Here is a 23,964-nt window from a genome sequence, read left to right on the forward strand (position 1 = left end):
CTTAAACATGAATAATAATGAATTAACCTCTTTACCATTAGCTGAACGGAAAAGACTACTTGAGTTAGCCAAAGCCGCCAAGCTATCTCGTCAACATACACAAAAAGCAGAAATTCGTCCCCAAGCCCGTAACGGCGATGTGCCATTATCCTGGACACAACAACGCCTGTGGTTCCTGACCCAGTTAGATCCCGCAGCCCAGACGGCGTATCACATGTCAATAGGACTACATCTACAAGGTCAGCTTAACCTGAATGCGCTGCAAGCGGCTTTGGATCGAATTGTTGCCCGTCATGAGAGCCTGCGGACAACTTTTGTGACCATTGAAGGCACGGCCCGGCAAGTTATCGGGGATGCTAACAGTGGTTTTGCTTTGACGACTGAAGATATCAGCCATTTACCAGCACCAGAACAACAAACAACAGTTGAAGAGCGCGCCCACCTTGAAGCTGTCAAGCCTTTCGATTTTACCTGTGGGCCATTACTCAGAGGGCATTTGCTCCGTTTAGCAGCAGACGAACATGTTCTGTTGTTGACTCAGCATCACATTATTTCGGATGGCTGGTCAGTCAAGATATTGATACATGAACTCTCTGCTCTTTATCAGGCTTTCAGCCAGGGGCAACCCGATCCATTACCTGAATTGAAGCTCCAATATGCTGACTATGTTCTCTGGCAACAACAGTGGCTACAAGGCGATGTACTGGAAACTCAACTAAATTACTGGCGCAATCGTTTACAAGGTGCGCCCGAATTACTCGAATTGCCCACTGACAAACCTCGTCCGATGCAACAGAGTTACAGAGGTAACCGCGTCGATCTGGCATTCTCACCGGAATTAAGTGCAGGATTAAAAAATCTCAGCCAGCGTCATGGCACAACTTTATTTATGACATTAATGGCAGGTTGGGCAGTGTTGCTTTCCCGCATTAGTGGGCAATCCGATCTGGTGATAGGAACTCCGATTGCCAATCGTCCACAGCATGAGCTGGAGTCTTTGATCGGTTTCTTTGCTAATACACTGGCATTACGCATTCAATTGGGTGACAACCCAAATGTCAGCGAATTGCTGGCTCAAGTGAAAAATTGTGCGTTAAGCGCTTATGCGCATCAGGACTTACCATTTGAACAATTGGTCGAAGCCTTGCGACCAACCCGCAGTTTAAGCCATAGCCCTATTTTCCAGGTCATGCTGACTCTCGATAATAAATCAGAACAAAGGAATTTTGAGTTAGCAGGACTAAAACTGAGTGAACTTCCTCTGGTTAGAGAAAGTGCTTACTTTGATTTAACTCTATCGCTCAATGACACCGAAAACGGGTTAATGGGTGATTTAGAATACGCCAGTGATCTGTTTGACCCGGCCACGGTTGAACGTATGGCGCGGCATCTGCACACCCTGCTGGCGGCGATGGTGGCTGATGATAACCAGACGGTAGCCGATTTACCGCTCTTAACACCGCCTGAGTGCACTCAGCTACTGACCGCATTTAATACCCCCACCGTCAGTTACCCGTCCGATCTGCTGCTGCAACAACTTTTCGAACAGCAAGTGGCGGACTCACCGGCCGCCACCGCGCTGGTGGCTGGCGAACAGCAACTGAGTTATGCCGAACTGAACCGACAGGCCAACCAACTGGCCCATGCCCTGATAGCGGCCGGCGTACAGCCGGATGACCGGGTCGCCATTTGTGTTGAGCGCGGTGTTGATATGATTGTTGGCCTGTTCGCTATCCTGAAAGCCGGGGCCGGTTATGTACCATTAGATCCTGAATACCCCACTGAGCGTCTGGCTTACATTCTGTCAGATTGTGAACCTAAGTTATTATTGACTCAGCATCACTTACAGAGCCGTTTAACAACCAACGTCCCTGTCTGGGTCATGGATGATGATGACTGTCTGGATTATGTGGCCCAACAGTCCGACCACAATCCTGAACCACAACAACGGGGATTGGAACCTCATCATCTGGCTTATATCATCTACACTTCCGGCTCCACCGGGCAGCCGAAAGGCGTCATGATTGAACACCGCAATGTGGTCAATTTTGTCCATGTCCAGCGTCAGACCAATGCACTGACCCCGGCGGACCGGGTACTGCAATTTACCTCGGTGGCCTTTGATACCACCGTCTCCGATATTTTCGCCACCCTGGCCGCCGGGGCAACGTTAGTGCTGCGGCCGGCCCATCTGCGGATCCCGGATAATGCCTTTAGCCAGTTCTTACAGACACAGGCGATCACCGTCTGCGATTTACCCACCGCCTTCTGGCACCTGTGGGTACAGGAGATGGCCGCCGGCCGCTGTGGTTTCAGTGCTTCTTTACGGCTGGTGATTGTCGGCGGGGGAAAAACCGAGCTGCGTCACTTCAACACCTGGCAATCATTAGCGGAAACCCGGTCCTGCCGCTGGATCAACTCCTACGGCCCAACGGAAACCACGGTGATTGCCACGGTATGGCAACCGGCTGCCCCGGCAACCTGTCCCGCCGGCTCCGTCCCCATCGGCTACCCTTTGATCAACTCCCGTCTTTATATTCTGGATGCACAAGGGCAACCGGTGCCTGTCGGCGTGGCCGGTGAAATCCATATCGGCGGCGCCGGCGTGGCCCGCGGCTATCTGAACCGCCCTGACCTCACCGCTGAGCGGTTCGTGGCGGATCCATTCAGTGAACAACCTGATGCCCGGATGTATAAAACCGGCGATTTAGGCCGCTGGCTGCCGGACGGCACCATTGAATACCGGGAACGCAATGATTTTCAGGTCAAGATCCGTGGCTTCCGGATTGAACTGGGGGAAATTGAGGCCCAACTGGCGCAGTGTGACGGTGTCAAAGATGCGGTCGTCACCGCCCATGAAGATGAAAGCGGTAATAAGCGTCTGGTGGCCTATCTGGTGCCACAGCCTGAAATTACGCTGGATCTGGTGCCATTGCGTGAACAGCTCAGCACCCGCCTGATGGACTATATGCTGCCCGGCGCTTATATCATTTTAGACGCCTTCCCTGTGACCCCGAATGGCAAACTGGATCGCAACGCCCTGCCCGCCCCCGACAGTGCTGCACTTGTGCGCCGTGAATATGCCGCACCACAGGGTGAAATTGAACAGACACTGGCTGAAATCTGGCAGGATTTATTGGGCGCAGAGCAAATCGGCCGTCATGATAATTTCTTTGAACTGGGCGGGCATTCGTTACTGACTGTACAGGTCGCTGCCCGTTTACGGGAGAAACTGAACCTGGAAGTGACACTGCAAGATCTGTTCACTCACCCGGTACTGGCCGATTTAGCCCCGTCACTGGTGCAGGCCGCCCAATCCGTCCAGCCACTGATTTTACCTGCGGACCGCCAACAGCCGTTACCCCTTTCCTGGGCTCAGCAACGGCTATGGTTCCTGGCCCAACTGGACAGCGCCGCGCAGGCCGCCTATCACATCGCCGGCGGCTTAGAACTGCACGGCGCTTTAAATCTGGCCGCCCTGCAAGCCGCCCTGGATCGCATCGTCGCCCGTCATGAAATTCTGCGCACCACAATCAGCGTTATCGACGGGGAAGCGCGCCAGATTATCAGTGAAGCGGGCCGGGGCTTTGCCCTGAGATACCACGATCTCAGCCCGTTATCCCCGGCAGCGCAACAAATGGCACTGGAAGCGGCAACACAGGCGGAAGCCCGGCAGGATTTTGATTTTGCACAAGGACCGTTAGCCCGCGCTCAATTACTGAAACTCGCGGATCAACACCATATTCTGCTGGTGACCCAGCACCATATTATCTCTGACGGCTGGTCGCTGGCTGTCCTGACGAAAGAGTTCTCCGCCCTTTATCAGGCCTTCTGCCAGCAACAGCCCGATCCGCTGCCACTGCTGCCCATCCAGTACGCTGATTACGCCCTGTGGCAGCGCCAATGGTTGCAGGGAGACAGACTGGATCAGCAGGTAAACTACTGGCGCAATACACTACAGGATGCGCCGGTTTTGCTGGAACTGCCCACCGACCGCGTCCGTCCGCTGGAACAAAGCTACCGGGGAGATCTGGTTCGCTTTACCCTGTCCCCTGCACTCAGCACCGGTTTACATGCCCTGAGCCAGCGTCATGGCACCACCCTGTTTATGACCCTGCTGGCTGGCTGGGCGGTTTTACTGTCACGGCTCAGTGGTCAATCCGATGTGGTTATCGGCACGCCGGTCGCCAACCGCCAGTACCGTGAATTAGAGCCGCTGATAGGTTTCTTCGTCAATACACTGGCCTTAAGGGTCCGGCTGGAAGATAACCCTACCATCCAGCAGTTATTAGCCCGTGTCAAAGCCCATGCGCTGGACGCCTACGCCCATCAGGATTTGCCTTTTGAGCAGTTAGTGGAGGCATTACAACCGCCACGCAGCCTGAGTCACAGCCCGATATTTCAGGTGATGATGGTTCTGGATAATACCGCGAATAAACAGCGTTTCACTCTGCCGGAATTAACGCTCAGTGAACTGCCGTTAGACAGAAAAACCACCCAGTTTGATTTGTCACTGTCACTCAGTGACACCGAAAACGGGTTAACCGGTGAACTGGAATACGCCAGTGATCTGTTTGACCCGGCCACGGTTGAACGTATGGCGGGGCATCTGCACACCCTGCTGGCGGCAATGGTGGCTGATGATAACCAGACGGTAGCCGATTTACCGCTCTTAACACCGCCTGAGCGCACTCAGCTACTGACCGCATTTAATACCCCCACCGTCAGTTACCCGTCCGATCTGCTGCTGCAACAACTTTTCGAACAGCAAGTGGCGGACTCACCGGCCGCCACCGCGCTGGTGGCTGGCGAACAGCAACTGAGTTATGCCGAACTGAACCGGCAGGCCAACCAACTGGCCCATGCCCTGATAGCGGCCGGCGTACAGCCGGATGACCGGGTCGCCATTTGTGTTGAGCGCGGTGTTGATATGATTGTTGGCCTGTTCGCTATCCTGAAAGCCGGGGCCGGTTATGTACCATTAGATCCTGAATACCCCACTGAGCGTCTGGCTTACATTCTGTCAGATTGTGAACCTAAGTTATTATTGACTCAGCATCACTTACAGAGCCGTTTAACAACCAACGTCCCTGTCTGGGTCATGGATGATGATGACTGTCTGGATTATGTGGCCCAACAGTCCGACCACAATCCTGAACCACAACAACGGGGATTGGAACCTCATCATCTGGCCTATATCATCTACACCTCCGGCTCCACCGGGCAGCCGAAAGGCGTCATGATTGAACACCGCAATGTGGTCAATTTTATCCATGTCCAGTGTCAGACCAATGCACTGACCCCGGCGGACCGGGTACTGCAATTTACCTCGGTGGCCTTTGATACCACCGTCTCCGATATTTTCGCCACCCTGGCCGCCGGGGCAACGTTAGTGCTGCGGCCGGCCCATCTGCGGATCCCGGATAATGCCTTTAGCCAGTTCTTACAGACACAGGCGATCACCGTCTGCGATTTACCCACCGCCTTCTGGCACCTGTGGGTACAGGAGATGGCCGCCGGCCGCTGTGGTTTCAGCCCGTCTTTACGGCTGGTGATTGTCGGCGGGGAAAAAGCCGAGCTGCGTCACTTCAACACCTGGCAATCGTTAGCGGAAACCCGGTCCTGCCGCTGGATCAACTCCTACGGCCCAACGGAAACCACGGTAATAGCCACGGTATGGCAACCGGCTACCCCGACCACTTGCCCCGCCGGCTCCGTCCCCATTGGCTACCCTTTGACCAATTCCCGTCTTTATATTCTGGATGCACAAGGGCAACCGGTGCCTGTCGGGGTGGCCGGTGAAATCCATATCGGTGGCGCCGGCGTGGCCCGCGGGTATCTGAACCGCCCTGACCTGACCGCTGAGCGGTTCGTGGCGGATCCATTCAGTGAACAACCTGATGCCCGGATGTATAAAACCGGCGATTTAGGCCGCTGGCTGCCGGACGGCACCATTGAATACCGGGAACGCAATGATTTTCAGGTCAAGATCCGCGGTTTCCGGATTGAACTGGGGGAAATTGAAGCCCAACTGGCGCAGTGTGACGGCGTCAAAGATGCGGTCGTCACCGCCCATGAAGATGAAAGCGGTAATAAGCGTCTGGTGGCCTATCTGATCCCACAATCTGCAATAACACAATCTGCAATAACACAGTCCGCAACAACACTGGATATCATTCAGTTGCGCGAACAACTGAGTACCCGCCTGATGGAGTACATGCTACCTAGTGCCTATGTCATCTTAGACGCCTTTCCTGTGACCCCGAATGGCAAACTGGATCGCAAGGCACTGCCCGTTCCCGACCGCTCCGCTATTATCAGTCGGGAATATCAGGCTCCTCAGGGGGAAACTGAACAGCAATTAGCGTCTGTTTGGCAAGCCTTATTGGGATTGGAACAAGTTGGACGTCATGACAATTTCTTTGAATTAGGCGGACATTCGTTGCTGGTTGTCAATTTAATCGAAGAACTTCGCCAGCGAGGTTTCACTCTGGAAGTGAGTACCGTCTTCTCCTCTCCAACTTTGATGGCAATGGCAGCACGCCTGATGGATACAGCATTAGATGATACTGTCACATATGATGTACCACCTAACCTCATTACTGACGATTGCCAATCCATCACACCGCAAATGTTGCCGTTAGTTACTCTGACCCAGGATCACATCGACCAGATTGTGACTCATGTTTCTGGTGGTGTTACCAATGTTCAGGATATCTACCCGGTAGGGCCATTACAGGAAGGAATTTTGTTCCATCACTTGCTGGAAACAAAAGGCGATATTTATCTGGACAATCTACTGATGAGTTTTGACAGCCGGGCTCGTCTGGATACTTTCCTGCTGACATTGCAACAAGTCATCGACCGCCACGATATTCTGCGCAGTGCATTTCATTGGAATAACCTGCCGGAGCCTGTGCAGGTGGTTTATCGCCATGCACCTCTGCCAATCATCGAATCAGAGCTGTTATCTGATATCGACACTGTACAGCAATTACGTGATGCGACAGACCCCCGTTTAATACGGATGGATATCACCAAAGCACCATTATTGTCTGCCAATGTTGCCAAAGATCCACAAACTGACTGCTGGCATTTGGCATTACTCTACCATCATCTGGTTTGTGACCATTTGTCGCTGGAAATGATCTTCAATGAAGTTGAAATGTTACTGCTTGGGCAAAAAGACCATTTACCGCCTTCTCTGCCTTACCGTAACTTTATCGCCCAAATCCGCTCAGTACCGATGGAAAAACATCAAACCTATTTCCACCAGCTTTTGGGTGATGTGGATGAGCCTACTTTGCCTTTTGACTTACTTGATATCCAAGGTAATCACGATGAACACGACGATTCAGATGAAAACAGTAAGAATGAAAACAGTAAGATAGAAGAAGCTGAATTTGCTTTGGATGATGAATTAGCTCATCAGATACGTGATTGTGCCCGTCAACAGGGAGTCAGTGCCGCTGTTCTGTTCCATGTGGCGTGGGCACAGGTTCTCGCACAATGCAGCGGACGGGAAGATGTTGTTTTCGGTACAGTCTTATTGGGCCGTTCTCAACGAGGAACGGATACCACTCAAGTGCTCGGCATGTTCATCAATACTCTGCCTGTACGTATCCTGTTACAGGAACGTACTGTGCAACAGGTGGTACAGGAAACTTACCAACAACTCAGTGCATTACTGGAGCATGAACAGACCCCGTTAGCCATCGCCCAACGTTGCAGTGGTATTCAGGCACCTCAGCCACTTTTTAGTAGTCTGCTCAATTTCCGTCATAGCCAACGGTACGATCAACAGGCTGGTTCACCAGTTTGGGAAGGCATTCAGACGTTCAGCAGTGAAGAACGCAGTAATTATCCCTTGTCATTGGATGTGGATGATTTTGAAAATGGCTTTGCGTTAACGGCTCAATGCAACCGTCAGGTTAACCCGACCCGCATTAACGTTTATATGGAGACGGCATTGAGAGCACTGGTGACGGCATTACAGAATAGGCCAAAGCAACCTATTCAATCTATCACCATCCTGCCACCGGCAGAGCGTACACAGCTATTGGTAGACTTTAACAGGACCAACGTTGACTGCCCTCAGGATATGTTACTCCAGCAGCTATTTGAACAGCAGGTTGCGCTCACTCCTGATGCTATCGCATTGATTCACAGCAAACAAATTAGCACAGAGCAAATTGGTGAAGGACAAGCTGGTGAAGAACAGCAACTCACTTACAAGGAACTGAACCAGAGAGCCAATCAACTGGCGCACGCACTGATTGCAGCAGGGGTACAGCCGGACGATCGCGTGGCGATTTGTGTTGAGCGTGGTTTGGATATGGTGGTCGGCTTGTTCGGGATCTTAAAAGCCGGTGCTGGTTATGTGCCACTGGATACAGACTACCCGACTGAACGCCTGAATTATATTCTGTCAGATTGTGCACCTAAGTTATTGCTGACCCAGAAACACTTACAGACTCGCTTATCAACCGATGTACCTGTCTGGAACCTGGATAATCATCATCATGCAGAGCTGATGGCACAGCAGCCCACTCACAACCCCGAACCGCAACAGTTAGGGCTGGAACCCCATCATCTGGCCTATATCATCTACACTTCCGGCTCCACCGGGCAGCCCAAAGGGGTGATGATTGAACACCGCAATGTAGTCAATTTTGTGCATGTCCAGCGTCAAACCAATGAGCTGACTCCGGCAGATCGGGTACTGCAATTTACTTCCGTTGCGTTCGATACCACTGTGTCGGATATCTTTGCGACACTCGCTGCCGGTGCAACTTTAGTATTACGTCCATCCGAAATGCGTGTACCAGATAGTGCATTTGCCCGATTCTTACAGCAACAGAAAATCACGGTGACGGATTTACCTACTGCTTTCTGGCACCTGTGGGTACAAGAGATGGCCGCAGGACGTTGTGGTTTCAGCCCTTCTCTGCGTCTGGTGATTGTCGGCGGGGAAAAAGCGGAACTGCGTCATTTTATGACCTGGCAATCGCTGCCGGAGACCCGTTCATGCCGCTGGATTAACTCTTATGGCCCAACGGAAACCACCGTTATTGCTACAGTGCTGAAATTGGATAGTACTTCTGTCTATAGCGCAGAAACTTTACCGATTGGCTATCCTCTCGCCAACACGCGCATCTATCTCCTTGATACGCGTGGAGAACCTGTCCCGATGGGCGTTTCCGGTGAAATCTATATTGCAGGTGCTGGTGTGGCTCGCGGTTATCTCAATCAACCTGAACTCACGGCAGACCGTTTTGTCCCTGATCCATTTGCTGAATTATCAACCGAACCGTCACATGCCCGCATGTACAAAACCGGTGACCTAGGCCGCTGGCTGCCGGACGGTACGATTGAATATCTCGGACGCAATGATTTTCAGATCAAGCTCCGCGGATTCCGCATTGAACTAGGTGAAATCGAAACTCAACTAGCAGCTTGTGAGGGAGTCAAAGATGCTATCGCCATGGTTCGTGAAGATGAAACAGGTGATAAACGTCTGGTGGCTTATCTGGTGCCACACCCTGATGCCGCGCTGGAAGTCGCCAGCTTACGCGAACAACTGAGCAATCATCTGCTGGATTACATGATCCCCAGTGCCTTTATCGTATTGGATGCTTTCCCGCTGAACCCGAACGGTAAACTGGATCGTAAATCTCTGCCTGCACCTGACCGTTCTGCTACTGCAACGCGGGAGTATGAAGCACCACAAGGAGAAGCAGAACAACAACTGGCTGCTATCTGGCAAAACCTACTGGGACTGGAGTTGGTTGGTCGTCATGATGACTTCTTTGAACTTGGAGGAAATTCTTTATCAATCATGCAATTATCAACGCGACTACATGAAGAATTCCATCTGGAAATCTCAATTGCAGATATTTTCCGTCATTCAACCTTATCCAAACTTGCTGAATTTATCCTGTCAAAACAGGTAGAAACCTATTTTGATCAGGATATTGAAGAGATTCAAAAAGAGCTAGAAAACCTATCCGAAGAAGAGTTGCTTGCCATGCTAAATGGAGATCAACCCAATGGAGGCCAACAATGAATAAAAATGAACAAACACTAAATCAATTAAGGCAAGCAGTACTCCAGAAGAAACTAAAAGAACGTATTCAAAGCAGCCTGACCGCAGAAAAAGATCAGATCCCTGCCAGAGATCCACAGCAGGAAATACCATTATCCTGGGCGCAACAGCGCCTATGGTTCCTTGCTCAATTAGATCCGGCGGCGCTGACAGCGTACCACATTCCAACCGCTCTCCATCTGCAAGGTCATCTGAACAAGCCGGCCTTACAGGCCGCGCTGGATCGGATTGTCGCTCGTCATGAGATCTTGCGTACTACGATGACATCGGCTGCGCATACACCAACGACATTGACAGAAAATAAAGTCAAGGTTGAAGGAAAAACCGGGGCGGAAGGAGGGGCCCTGCAAATCGTTCATCATGCGGATTATGGTTTTTCTTTAATGACTGAAGATCTCAGCCGGTTAACCAAAGATGAACAGCAGGCGACGATTCAGAGTGCCATGCAGTTTGAAGCGACCCACCCCTTTGATTTTGAAAACGGCCCCTTAATACGGGGGCAATTATTCAAGCTCGCAGAAGATGAACATACCCTGCTATTAACTCAGCACCACATTATTTCGGATGGTTGGTCAGTCAACGTGTTAATGCAGGAATTTTCCACCCTTTACCAAAGTTTCTGCCACGGGATGCCTGACCCATTACCCCCACTAAGGATCCAATATGCTGATTATACTCTCTGGCAACGGCAGAAATTACAGGGTAAAGCGCTGGAGAAACAACTGGATTACTGGCGTAGCGCTCTACAAGATGCCCCGGCACTTTTGACACTTCCGACTGACAGACCTCGTCCTTCACGGCAAACCTATGCCGGAGGAGAGGCTATCGTTACGTTGTCACCAGATTTGACCGGAAAATTAAAGGCTTTCGCTCAACGTCATGGCGCTACTTTATTTATGACCTTGCTGGCAGGATGGTCAATATTACTTTCCCGCCTGAGTGGACAAGATGATGTAGTCATAGGCACTCCCGTAGCTAATCGCAAACATCGCGATCTGGAACCGTTAATCGGCTTTTTTGTCAATACCTTAGCGTTACGGGTTCAATTACAGAATAATCCCACTGTCAGCGAATTACTGGCACATGTGAAAGCACATACTCTGCAGGCTTTTGAACATCAGGATTTTCCATTTGAACAATTAGTTGAAGCATTAAAACCACCCCGCAGCCTGAGTTATAGTCCTATCTTTCAGGTTATGCTGTCACTGGATAATACTCCCGGCCAACAGCAGTTTGAGCTGCCAGAATTAACCATCAGTGAACTGGATCTATCCGAAGACAGTTCACACTTTGATCTTTCCTTATCACTCCATGACACCGAAAATGGATTAATCGGTGAACTGGAATATGCCAGCGATCTGTTTGACCAGACCACCATGAAACGTATGGCAGGTTATCTGCAAACGCTTCTGGCCGCTATGGTTAGCGATGATTCACAACGTGTGGCAGATCTTCCACTGCTGATGCCCCATGAACGAACCCAATTACTGGCAGATTTCAATGCCAGAGAGGCCTGTTTTCCACAAGATAGGTTGCTCCAACAGTTCCTTGAGCAACAGGTCGGGCATTCACCTGATACTATTGCGTTGATTAGCGGTAAAGAGCAACTTAGTTATGCTGAACTGAACCAGCGAGCTAACCAACTGGCCCATGCTCTGATTACCGCTGGTGTGCAGCCGGATGACCGCGTGGCGATTTGTGTCGGGCGTGGGCCGGACATGATTATTGGCCTGTTCGGTATCCTGAAAGCTGGTGCCGGTTATGTACCATTAGATCCTGAATACCCCACTGAACGTCTGGCTTACATTCTGTCAGATTGTGAACCTAAATTATTATTGACTCAGCATCACTTACAAAGCCGTTTAACGACCAACGTCCCTGTCTGGGTCATGGATGATGATGACTGTCTGGATTATGTGGCACAACAGCCCAACCACAATCCCGAACCACAACAACGGGGATTGAAACCCCATCATCTGGCCTATATCATCTACACCTCCGGCTCGACCGGGCAGCCGAAAGGCGTCATGATTGAACACCGCAATGTGGTCAATTTTGTGCATGTCCAGTGTCAAACCAATGAACTGACCCCGGCGGATCGGGTACTGCAATTTACCTCAGTGGCCTTTGATACCACTGTCTCCGATATTTTTGCCACCCTGGCCGTCGGAGCAACATTAGTGCTGAGAGATGCTCATCTGCGCATTCCTGACAAAAACTTCAGCCAATTCTTACAGGAACAAGCGATCACCGTTTCCGATTTACCCACCGCATTCTGGCACCTGTGGGTACAGGAGATGGCGGCTGGCCGCTGTGGTTTCAGTACTTCTTTACGGCTGGTGATTGTCGGTGGGGAAAAAGCCGAACTCCGTCACTTCAACACCTGGCAATCGTTAGCGGAAACCCAATCCTGCCGTTGGATAAACTCTTATGGCCCAACGGAAACCACAGTGATTGCCACAGTATGGAAACCGGACAGTCACTCCCCTTGTCTGACGGGTACAGTCCCTATTGGATACCCGCTCACCAATACCCGCATTTATATCCTCAATACTCAGGGACAACCTGTACCCATTGGTGTTACGGGTGAAATCTATATCGGTGGCTTAGGCGTGGCCCGCGGGTATCTGAACCGCTCTGACCTCACCGCTGAGCGGTTCGTGACTGATCCATTCAGTGAACAGCCTGATGCCCGGATGTATAAAACCGGGGACTTAGGCCGTTGGCTGCCTGATGGCACGATTGAATATCTGGAGCGTAATGATTTCCAAGTCAAGATCCGAGGTTTCCGCATTGAACTGGGCGAAATTGAAACACAACTGGCTAAATGTGATGGTGTCAAAGATGTCGTCGTTACCGTGCATGAAGACGAAAGCGGCAATAAACGTCTGGTGGCGTATCTGGTGCCACAATTTACAACAACACAATTTACAACAACACAGTCCGCAACAACACTGGATATCATTCAGTTGCGTGAACAATTAAGCACTCAATTGATGGAATATATGCTACCAAGCGCATATGTCATTCTGGATGCCTTCCCCCTGACGCCTAACGGAAAGGTTGATCGCAAGGCACTGCCAGCCCCTGATAGTAGGGCTATCATCAGCCGGGAATATCAGGCTCCAGCAGGAGACGCGGAACAACAACTGGCAACAGTCTGGCAAGAATTGCTCGGAGTGGAACACGTTGGGCGTCATGACAATTTCTTTGAGCTAGGAGGCCACTCATTATTAGTCGTCAGCCTGATCGAACAGCTACGTCAGCGCAATTGTGCTCTTGATGTCAGTGCTGTTTTCTCCGCGCCAACATTGGCTGCGATGGCAACGCATCTAACGGCGCACGCTGGTTCAGAGGCAAACAGTCCGGTTGTGCCACCAAACCTGATCCCAACTAACTGTCAAGCAATTACACCGGACATGCTGCCATTAGTCACGTTGTCACAAGGTAATATTGATCAGATAGTCGCTCAGGTAACAGGTGGTGTCAGCAATATTCAGGATATCTACCCACTCGGTCCATTACAGCAAGGGATTTTGTTCCAGCATTTACTGGAAACCGAAGGCGATATTTATCTCGATAGCGTCATCATGACTTTTGACAGCCGCCAACGTCTGGATACTTTCCTGCTGGCTATGCAAAAAGTTATCGATCGTCATGATATCCTGCGAAGTGCCGTCCAATGGCATAACTTGCCAGAGCCAGTTCAGGTGGTTTACCGTCATGCACCACTTCCTGTTAAAGAATTAACACTGTCAGGAGAAGGCAGCGCAGAACAACAACTGCGCCATCATACCGACTCTCATTCGACACGTATGGATATTACAAGAGCGCCATTATTGTCCGCCAGTATTGCGCCAGAGCGTTCTTTACAACACCATTCTTCACAAAATCCGCGTTGGTTACTGGCTTTACAGCACCATCACCTGGTTTGTGATCATTTGTCACTGGAAGTGATATTCGACGAAGTTGAAGCCTTATTACTGGGACAAAGCGAAGACTTACCTGCGCCCTTGCCTTATCGCAATTTTATCGCTCAGACCAAAAACATTCCGTTGGAAAATCATCAGGCTTATTTCCAACAACTGTTGGGAGATGTGGAAGAGCCGACTCTGCCTTTTGGACTGCTTGATATACAGGGCAGCCGTCACCAGATTGCAGAAGCTGTTTTCACACTGGACAATGAGTTGGCGCAAACGCTACGGGATTGTGCCCGCCAGCAAGGTGTCAGTGCTGCGGTTTTGTTTCATGTTGCCTGGGCACAGGTACTGGCGAAATGCAGCGGCCGGGATGATGTGATCTTCGGGACTGTTTTATTGGGACGGTTACAAGGTGGGGAAGACACGGCAAGAATACTGGGAATGTTCATCAACACATTACCTGTCCGCATAACGCTACAGGATCGTTCAGTTCAACAAACGGTACAGGAAGCGTACCAGCAACTCAGCAAATTGCTGGCACATGAACAGGCTCCTTTGGCGGTTGTCCAGCGTTGCAGCAATATTCCAGCTTCTCTGCCTTTATTTAACAGCCTGCTTAATTTTCGTCATAATTCGAGCGACAACGAGCACGCTATATCACCGGCCTGGGAAGGGATACAGACTCTTGACACCGGAGAGCTCAGCAATTATCCCTTGTCACTGGATGTGGATGATTTTGATGATGGCTTCTCACTGACTGCTCAGTGTAGCCAGCAAATCGATCCTGCCCGCATTAACGCCTATATGGACGTTGCATTAAGAGGGCTGGTGCGCGCATTGCAAAATGCCCCTGAGCAAAATATTCAGTCTATCCCGGTTCTGCCATCCGCTGAACGTCGCCAGTTACTGGTAGATTTCAATGGTGCCAGTGTCGCTTCTCCACAAGATATACGGCTGTTGCAACAACTGCTTGAACAACAGGCCTCTCTCTCACCCGATGCCATTGCGCTGGTCAGCGGTGAAGAGCATCTCAGTTATACAGAACTGAACCAACGTGCCAACCAACTGGCGCACGCACTGATTTCAGCAGGTGTACAACCTGATGACCGCGTCGCTTTCTGTGTCGAACGCAGTCTGGATATGGTGATTGCCATGTTGGCAATATTAAAATCCGGTGCGGGCTATGTACCACTGGATAGCGAATATCCGGTAGTGCGATTGGCTTATATTCTGTCAGACAGCCAGCCTAAGCTGTTACTGACCCAACAGCACCTACAAACGCGTTTATCAACGGATATACCAACCTGGATACTGGACAGTGACAACCATCTGGCTGCGATGGCACAACAACCGGCATACAACCCTGATCCGTACCAGCTAGGGCTGGAACCACACCATCTGGCCTATATCATCTATACCTCCGGCTCAACCGGCCAACCAAAAGGTGTGATGATTGAACATCACAATGTGGTCAATTTTGTTCACGTCCAATGCCAGACCAACGAACTGACATCATCTGACCGTGTACTGCAATTTACGTCTGTTGCCTTTGACACCACCGTCTCCGACATTTTTGCCACACTGGCGGTTGGTGCAACTTTAGTTCTGCGCTCTGCGGATCTGCGCATACCCGATATCACCTTTACCGAATTCCTGCGGGAACAACAAATCACTGTTTCCGATCTCCCGACCGCCTTCTGGCACTTATGGGTACAGGAGATGGCAGCAGGACGTTGCGGTTTCAGCCCATATTTGCGCTTGGTGATCGTTGGCGGTGAAAAAGCCGAACTTCGCCATTTCTTAACCTGGCAATCCATGCCGGAAACTCATTCATGCCAATGGATTAACTCTTACGGCCCGACGGAAACTACGGTTATCGCTACTGTTCTTAAGCTGGATAGTCATTCACCTTACATGGCAGAAATTCTGCCGATTGGTTACCCGCTCACCAATAGCCGGATCTATATTCTGGATAAAGACAGACAACCCGTTCCTCTTGGTGTTGCTGGTGAAATTCATATCGGTGGCGCCGGGGTTGCCCGTGGTTATCTGAATCGTCTCGATCTTACCGCCGAACGTTTTGTCCCTGATACATTCAGCGAACAACCGCATGCCCGCATGTACAAAACCGGTGATTTAGGCCGCTGGCTACCGAACGGGACAATTGAATATCTGGAACGCAATGACTTTCAGGTCAAAATCCGCGGATACCGGATTGAATTGGGAGAAATTGAAGCTCAACTGGCGGCCTGTGATGGAGTCAAAGATGCCATCGTTATCGCACGTGAAGATGAAAACGGTGATAAACGTTTGGTCGCCTATCTGATACCCCAACCGAAAATAACATTGGATATTGTTCAGCTACGTGAACAGCTTGGCGCCCGTCTGATGGAATACATGCTGCCTGGCGCCTTTGTGGTTCTGGACGCCTTCCCGCTGACTCCGAACGGTAAACTGGATCGTCAGGCCCTGCCAGAGCCGGATCGCTCTGCAATTGTCAGCCGTGAATATCAGGCTCCTCAAGGGGAAACTGAGCAACTTTTAGCAACTATCTGGCAGACTTTGTTGAGGTTAGAGCAAGTCGGACGGTATGACAATTTCTTTGAATTGGGTGGGCATTCACTGTTAGTGGTTAGTCTGATTGAACAGTTGCGCCAGCGTGGTTTTACTTTGGCAATCGGTGCCGTCTTCTCTTCTCCCTCATTGATGGCAATGGCAGAACGTTTGACAAAAACAGCAGCCAGTGACGGCATTACCTATGATGTTCCCCCTAATCTTATCTCTGATAACTGCCAGGCTATCACACCGGATATGTTGCCGTTGGTCACGCTGACGCAAGACAACATTGATCAGATTGTGGATCAAGTTGCCGGTGGCGTTGCCAATATTCAGGATATTTATCCATTGGGGCCATTACAGGAGGGTATCCTGTTCCACCATTTACTGGAAACAACCGGCGATACCTATCTGGACAATCTGTTGATGACTTTCGACAACCGTGCACGTCTGGATGAGTTTTTGCAGACAGTACAACAGGTCATCGCCCGCCATGATATTCTGCGCAGTGCAGTGTATTGGGAAAATCTGCCGGAGCCGGTACAAGTGGTTCATCGCCACGCATCAATGCCTGTCACAGAACTGGAATTGTCATCTGAAACTGACGCTGAACAACAACTGCGCGATTATACCGATCCTGACGTGGTACGCATGGATGTCACCAAAGCCCCCTTATTGTCCGCCAGCATCGCTAAAGATCCGCATAGTGACAAGTGGCTGTTATCCTTGCTGCATCATCATTTAGTCTGCGACCATTTATCGCTGAAATTGGTATTTAATGAAGTCAATACCTTGCTACAGGGAAAAAGTGAGCAATTGCCAACGCCTTTACCCTATCGCAATTTTATTGCCCAGACGAAAAATGTTCCCCTTGAGCAGCATCAGAGCTACTTCCGGCAGCTACTCGGTGATGTAGAAGAACCTACCCTGCCATTTGGTTTACTCGATATTCAGAATAATAACGATGAAATTGTGGAAAATGTTCTGACATTGGATGATGACTTGGTTCAAATGATCCAGCAATGTGCCCGCCAGCAGGGTGTCAGCACTGCGGTCTTGTTCCATGTTGCCTGGGCTCAGGTACTGGCACAATGCAGTGGTCGTGATGATGTCGTCTTCGGAACAGTGTTACTGGGAAGATTACAGAGTGGAGAAGAGACAGAGCGAATATTAGGGATGTTTATCAACACATTGCCTGTCCGGGTTATTCTGCGGGAACGCAATGTTCAACAAACAGTACAAGATACTTACAAACAACTCAGTACATTACTGATACATGAACAAGCCCCTTTGGCGATTGCTCAACGTTGCAGTGGCATTCCCGCTTCTCTGCCGTTATTTAACAGTCTGCTCAATTTCCGTCATAGCTCAGATGAGTCTGATGAAGATGAACAGGCGCTCTCATCAATCTGGGAAGGGATTGAAACACTCAACACGAAAGAGTCACGCAGCAATTATCCTTTATCACTGGATGTTGATGCTTATGAGGATGGATTTGAACTGACTGCTCAGTGTAACCAGCAAATAGACCCTGCTCGCATTAATGCCTATGTGGTGACCGCACTAAGAGAATTAGTGACCGCACTGCAAAGCACACCGAAACAGGCTATTCAGACAATCACTATCTTGCCACCAGAAGAACACACTCAGTTAATGGTAGATTTCAACGGTGTTGAGATTGTTTATCCGCAAAATATGCTGCTCCATCAGTTATTCGAACAACAAGCCGTTGTTTCACCTGATGCCATTGCCCTGATAAGTGGTGAAGAACAACTCAGTTACACTGAGCTGAACCAACGTGCTAACCAGTTAGCCCACACTCTGATTGCCGCGGGAGTGCAACCGGATGATCGGGTAGCTATTTGTGTTGAACGCAGTCTGGATATGATCATCGGCCTATTCGGGATACTGAAAGCCGGTGCCGGTTATGTACCACTGGACACAGATTATCCGACCGAGAGGTTGAGCTATATTCTGGCAGACTGCAAACCAAAATTGTTACTGACTCAGCAACATTTACAAAATCGTCTGACAACTCACGTACCGGTTTGGTTAATGGATGGTGAAGATTATTTAACTGCCGTAGCACAACATTGCACCCATAACACTGAACCGCATTTGTCAGGGCTGTCTCCGCATCATCTGGCCTATATCATCTATACCTCCGGCTCGACCGGCCAACCGAAAGGCGTGATGATTGAGCACCGCAATGTCGTTAATTTTGTTCATGTCCAACGCCAGACTAACGAACTGACACCAACTGACCGCGTGCTGCAATTTACGTCTGTGGCTTTTGACACCACCGTCTCCGATATTTTTGCCACACTGGCGACAGGTGCGACTTTAATTCTGCGACCGGCAGATCTTCGTGTACCAGATAGCAACTTTGCCCGTTTCTTACAGGAACAGAAAATCACCGTTACTGACCTCCCCACTGCCTTCTGGCATCAATGGGTACAAGAATTAGCCGCAGGACGGTGCGGTTTCAGCCCTTCTTTACGTCTGGTGATTGTTGGAGGAGAAAAAGCAGAGCTTCACCATCTCAACCTCTGGAAATCACTGCCTGAAACCCAATCCTGCTGCTGGATAAACTCCTATGGACCAACGGAAACCACTGTCATCGCCACGGTATTAAAAGTAGATGGTCATTCCGCTTATACTGCGGCAAACCTGCCCATTGGTTATCCATTAACCAATAGCCGCATTTATATTTTGGATACTCAGGGGCGACCTGTTCCTCTTGGTGTTGCTGGTGAAATCCATATTGGCGGCGCAGGCGTTGCCCGCGGTTATCTCAATCAACCTGAACTCACGGGGGAACGTTTTATTCCTGACCCATTCAACAATCAATCCGATGCAAGAATGTATAAAACAGGTGATTTAGGATGCTGGTTGCCGGACGGTACGATTGAGTATCTCGGACGCAACGATTTTCAGGTTAAGATCCGCGGATTCCGTATCGAACTGGGGGAAATTGAAGCCAGATTATTCGCCTACCCTGATATCAAAGACGCGATTGTTATAGTACGGGAAGACATTCCCAATGACAAACGCCTGGTGGCCTATGTAGTACCACAACCAGAAGCAACAGTAGATGTGGAAAATCTGCGTGAAGCCTTACACACTCATTTAGCCAGTTATATGGTTCCCAGTGCTTTTGTGCTCCTGGAGACATTCCCGTTGACACCAAACGGCAAATTAGATCGTCGGGCATTGCCGATACCAGATAAATCCGCTGTTATCAGTCGTGATTATGAAGCTCCCGTCGGTAAAACAGAGGAAATCATTGCAGAAATATGGCAGGACGTACTCAGACTGGAACGTGTAGGACGACACGATCACTTTCTGGAGCTTGGTGGTCATTCCCTGTTAACTTTACAGGTTGCTGTTCGCTTGCAACAAGTATTAGGCAAAGATATCGGGATACGTGATCTGCTTGTCCATCCGACCATCAGTGAACTGGCTGCTTTTATGCAGTCAGATGCTGCGCTTTCTCAACAAGAAAATCTGGTGACTATCCGTAAAGGTAATGGTGATATCTCACTGTTTCTTGTCCATGCGGTAGATGGAGATATTCACTATGCTTACGATCTTGCTCCTTATATTCAAGATAGTGGACTGTCAATTTATGGACTCGCGACCAGTGACGCCTATGCAGAAGAAAATGCACAACTCACCGTTAACAAAATGGCTCAGACATATATTGAATGTATCCGTCAGGTACAGGCTCATGGCCCTTATTATCTGGCAGGATGGTCATCAGGCGGAACTATTGCTTATGAAATAGCCTGCCAACTGGTCGCCGATGGTGAGACAGTCAACTTTGTCGGATTACTGGATTCCGCCTCCAATTATCTGGAATTCTTCACTCCAGAAGAACAGCAAGCCGGAATACCATTTGAGAAAAGCACCACATTGCTTGAATTACTGCCAGAAGGCATTCCAGAGCATTTCAGTAATGAACTGTATAGACTGGCTAAAAATCGTGATTACAATGCGATGCTGACCTTTGCAGAACAGAATAATTTACTACCACCACAAATCACGCTTGAGAATATCAACGATCTTTTGCAATTACGCCACAATATCGCTGTTGCAGCCTACAGTTATACGCCATCTCCGGCAGCCGTAGACGTTACGCTATTCAGAGCAACCGAAGAAGCGGCTCAGGGAAATGCCTCTCTTGGATGGGATAAAATTGTACCAAATGAACGACTAACTATTATCCCGATTAAAGGAGACCACGGTTCTATTGTGATGCAACCTAATATTCAGGATGTGGGTAAGGTATTACTTAAGGCGATGATAGAGAGGAAATAAAAACATGAATAACGCCCGCTGTTGCGGGCGTTATCTTTTAGATTCTAATTATAACTATTTATGTTACTTCTTCAGTGTTAAAGATACATTATAAATCCACTAATAGATAAAAAATAAACTTAATCGATTATAACAATAGTCATTATTTTTATATTATACCCATCGTCTTTCAAGTTACAGCTTTTTGAAATCCATAAGATATAGTTCCCCTGGTGTATTAAAAGCCAGATAAAATAGATTCTTATCAAGAAAACGAAATTTATAGAGTTGACATACTAAAAAATATATTACCTTTAATATTATCTTCTTGTATGTCACTAAGATACCAGTATTTCTCTTATTTTGAGCTCTTGTATTATAAAATATCAATCTATAAGATACGCTTATAAACACCGACATCTGACAAGATAATATCAACGAGATAATATAATGCAAGAGCCAAACAATAAAAAATCAACTGAAGCTGATGCTTTACTTTCTAACATTTCACAAAACATTGACTTCTTAATGAAAAAAAACAATATAGACTCACAAGCCCTAAGTAAATTGACGGGCCTTGGAATTGCTACGATTAACAGCCTTAGACGTGGTGTTGGAAATCCTACTATTGCTACAGTCTCATCCATTGCTGATATATTTGGTGTAAATGTTGGTGAAATTACCGATGGTAAATTATCTGAATCTTATCGACAAGAAGAAACTATTTCATCAATACCTCTAATTCGTTATGATGAATTAGATGGATATATATGCGGGAAAATAATCCACACCAATCTATACAAAATCAGTATCCAGGATAACCAGAAAAACTCACTCTTCGCAGTAGAATTTGCAAACAATCTTTTATCTCCGTATTTTGATAGCAACACCATTGCAATCATTTCCAGATCTGAATCAGTTTGTGATAGTGATATAGTTCTAGTAAAAATTAAAGATACCCCTATTTGTTTCAGACAAGCCTTTGTCGGTGAGCGTGGGATTTACTTTTCAATATTAGGTATCGATAATGATCGAAAAACAATATTCAGCCAAAATTACACAATAATTGGGGTTCTGATTAAATCAATTAAAAACTTAAAATAGGAATTTAATTGTGGGTAAAATAATTGATTTTTTCAGAAAGATATTCAAGCCTCGTTACATTTACAATTTGCAGAAGTTCGAACCAATAAAAGAAAACGGGTTCTACATCTTAAAAGAATTAGGTACTCATACATGTATAAAAGTGAGAGCAGAAGATATTTTTGAAAGTGATTTATTATATAATATCAATCCTTATGATATTATTTTTATAGCAAAATTCGAAGAGCATGATCTGAAAGAAAAACAAAAATTCAAGATAATAGAAGAAAACAGAGATCTGTCATTTACTATACAAAATGAATATTCTCGCAGAACAATAAATGGAAAAGAGCTGCTTTCAGATCAGAATATTATAGGAAAATTAGACCCTGCCAGCCTTATAAGGATAGCCTACCTATCTGGATTAAAAGATGGAAGAAAAATTTCCGATGAAATTTCCAAAACAGAAAGAATAAAATCATCTAAATCTGCAAACTTAAAGGTAATAAAGTGACTCAAATCTACCCTGCCAACTCAAATTTCAAGTATAATTCTTTATTTATTTCTCTATCCGTCACAATCATGATAACTTGTGACGTTCTTGTCTATAAGACTCTGGATTTTTATGGCCTTAAAATTACTTTTAGCGGAATTCTATTTTCTTTTTATTTTCTTATATCCACAGTTCAAACAGAAGTTTATGGTTATAGACAAGGAGTAAAAACAGTTTGGATTATGGTCTTATGCCAATCAATTTTTGTAATGGTCATTTTTATTGCGTCACATATTCAACCAGAAAATAATCAAATCTCAATGAATTTTAAGTCATTGTTTGGCGAATTTTGGCGCGTTATGGTAGGCACATGGACTTCTGTGCCAATTTCTTACTTTATCAATGGGTTTGTAATATCTTCTCTAAAAAAAGTTTTCCTTGGTCGCTTCTTTTTTCTCAGATATATCATTGCTTCAATGATCACACAAGCAGCTCTTTTATTATCATCATACCCTATAAGCCTTTCTTCAAAATATAGTGTAAATGAATTAATCATAATAATTTCTACAACTTGGTCTTATAAAGTAATAATGTCTATTATACTTTTACCTATCGGTATCATCTTAGCAGATAAAGTCAAAAAATTAGAATCTGCCGATGTATACGACTGGGGAATATCATATAACCCGTTTACTTTTGGAGGAAATAAAAAATGAAAGTAATTCAATTAACAGATATACATCTGACGCAGAAAAGAGAGAAAACAATATTTGATGTAAATCTTTATAACAATTTCGATATCATTTGTGAGGAAATACGTCGTATTCAGACTATTAACAAAATAGAGTTAATTATAGTCTCAGGTGACATTGCAAATGATGGTGACACCGATGCTTACAGATATTTTTTAAATAAAATGGAATCACTCAACACACCTTACTTCACAATACTTGGCAACCATGATCTCAAGGATAAATTTAACATTGCCCTTAAAGAAATCAAACCAAAATATAATATCATCTCCCGTGAATATAATAGGGACAATTGGTATATTACTGATATCGACACTGTTGTTGAAGGTGAAGATTATGGCTTCATCACTATAACTAACCTTGCAGAATTAGAAAAAAGAATTATTAAAAACAGTAATTTTAATATTGCTTTATTTATGCATCACCATGTCAAACCGGTTGGTACGCCAATTGTAGATAGCTGTATGCTGGAAAACGCTAATGCTCTACTGGCGCTATGTGAGAAGTATAAGATTAAATTTATTGGTTGTGGGCATGCACACACCTCACGTATTTGGCATAAAAATGAGATGACAATCAGTGTTGCACCCGCAGTTTCATTCCAATGGTTATTAGGCACAGATACCGTCAAAACAGCAAAAGGTTTTGGTTTTAATATTATTGATTTTTCAACTGATTTATCCGTAGTTTCATGTAGTTATTAATATTTATACCCTTAATCTCAAGTTGCCTATACTGCAACTTGAGATTGTATTG

The 23,964-nt window shown here is 47.4% G+C and carries 6 protein-coding genes; all 6 read left to right on the plus strand.

Features of this window, described 5'->3' with window-relative positions; all coding sequences use genetic code 11:
- Positions 1–7 precede the first annotated feature (7 nt).
- The 6 genes from Xind_RS07830 to Xind_RS07855 all read left to right on the plus strand — a co-directional run bounded on the left by Xind_RS07830 (position 8) and on the right by Xind_RS07855 (position 23,912).
- Positions 8–10,066 carry a non-ribosomal peptide synthetase gene (locus Xind_RS07830; protein ID WP_187649788.1) on the plus strand — a complete coding sequence of 3,353 codons (10,059 nt, stop codon included), beginning with the start codon at positions 8–10 and terminating at the stop codon, positions 10,064–10,066.
- Positions 10,063–20,901, plus strand: a complete 10,839-nt coding sequence (locus tag Xind_RS07835; protein ID WP_187649789.1) for an amino acid adenylation domain-containing protein — start codon at positions 10,063–10,065, stop codon at positions 20,899–20,901. The genes Xind_RS07830 and Xind_RS07835 overlap by 4 nt, the downstream gene beginning before the upstream one ends.
- A gap of 429 nt (positions 20,902–21,330) precedes the next feature.
- The gene (locus Xind_RS07840; protein ID WP_081989104.1) at positions 21,331–21,984 is read left to right on the plus strand and encodes a helix-turn-helix domain-containing protein; all 654 of its coding nucleotides are present in this window, start codon (positions 21,331–21,333) and stop codon (positions 21,982–21,984) included.
- A gap of 10 nt (positions 21,985–21,994) precedes the next feature.
- Complete coding sequence (locus Xind_RS07845) at positions 21,995–22,477, plus strand: hypothetical protein (protein WP_047684091.1); 483 nt, start codon at positions 21,995–21,997, stop codon at positions 22,475–22,477.
- Positions 22,474–23,172, plus strand: coding sequence for a VUT family protein (locus Xind_RS07850; RefSeq protein ID WP_047684094.1), 699 nt, complete (start codon positions 22,474–22,476; stop codon positions 23,170–23,172). Before Xind_RS07845 ends, Xind_RS07850 begins: the two co-directional genes overlap by 4 nt.
- Positions 23,169–23,912, plus strand: a complete 744-nt coding sequence (locus tag Xind_RS07855; RefSeq protein WP_187649790.1) for a metallophosphoesterase family protein — start codon at positions 23,169–23,171, stop codon at positions 23,910–23,912. Before Xind_RS07850 ends, Xind_RS07855 begins: the two co-directional genes overlap by 4 nt.
- Positions 23,913–23,964 lie beyond the last annotated feature (52 nt).

Origin of the sequence: Xenorhabdus indica (genome assembly GCF_014467235.1) — a bacterium.
Lineage (GTDB): Bacteria > Pseudomonadota > Gammaproteobacteria > Enterobacterales > Enterobacteriaceae > Xenorhabdus > Xenorhabdus indica.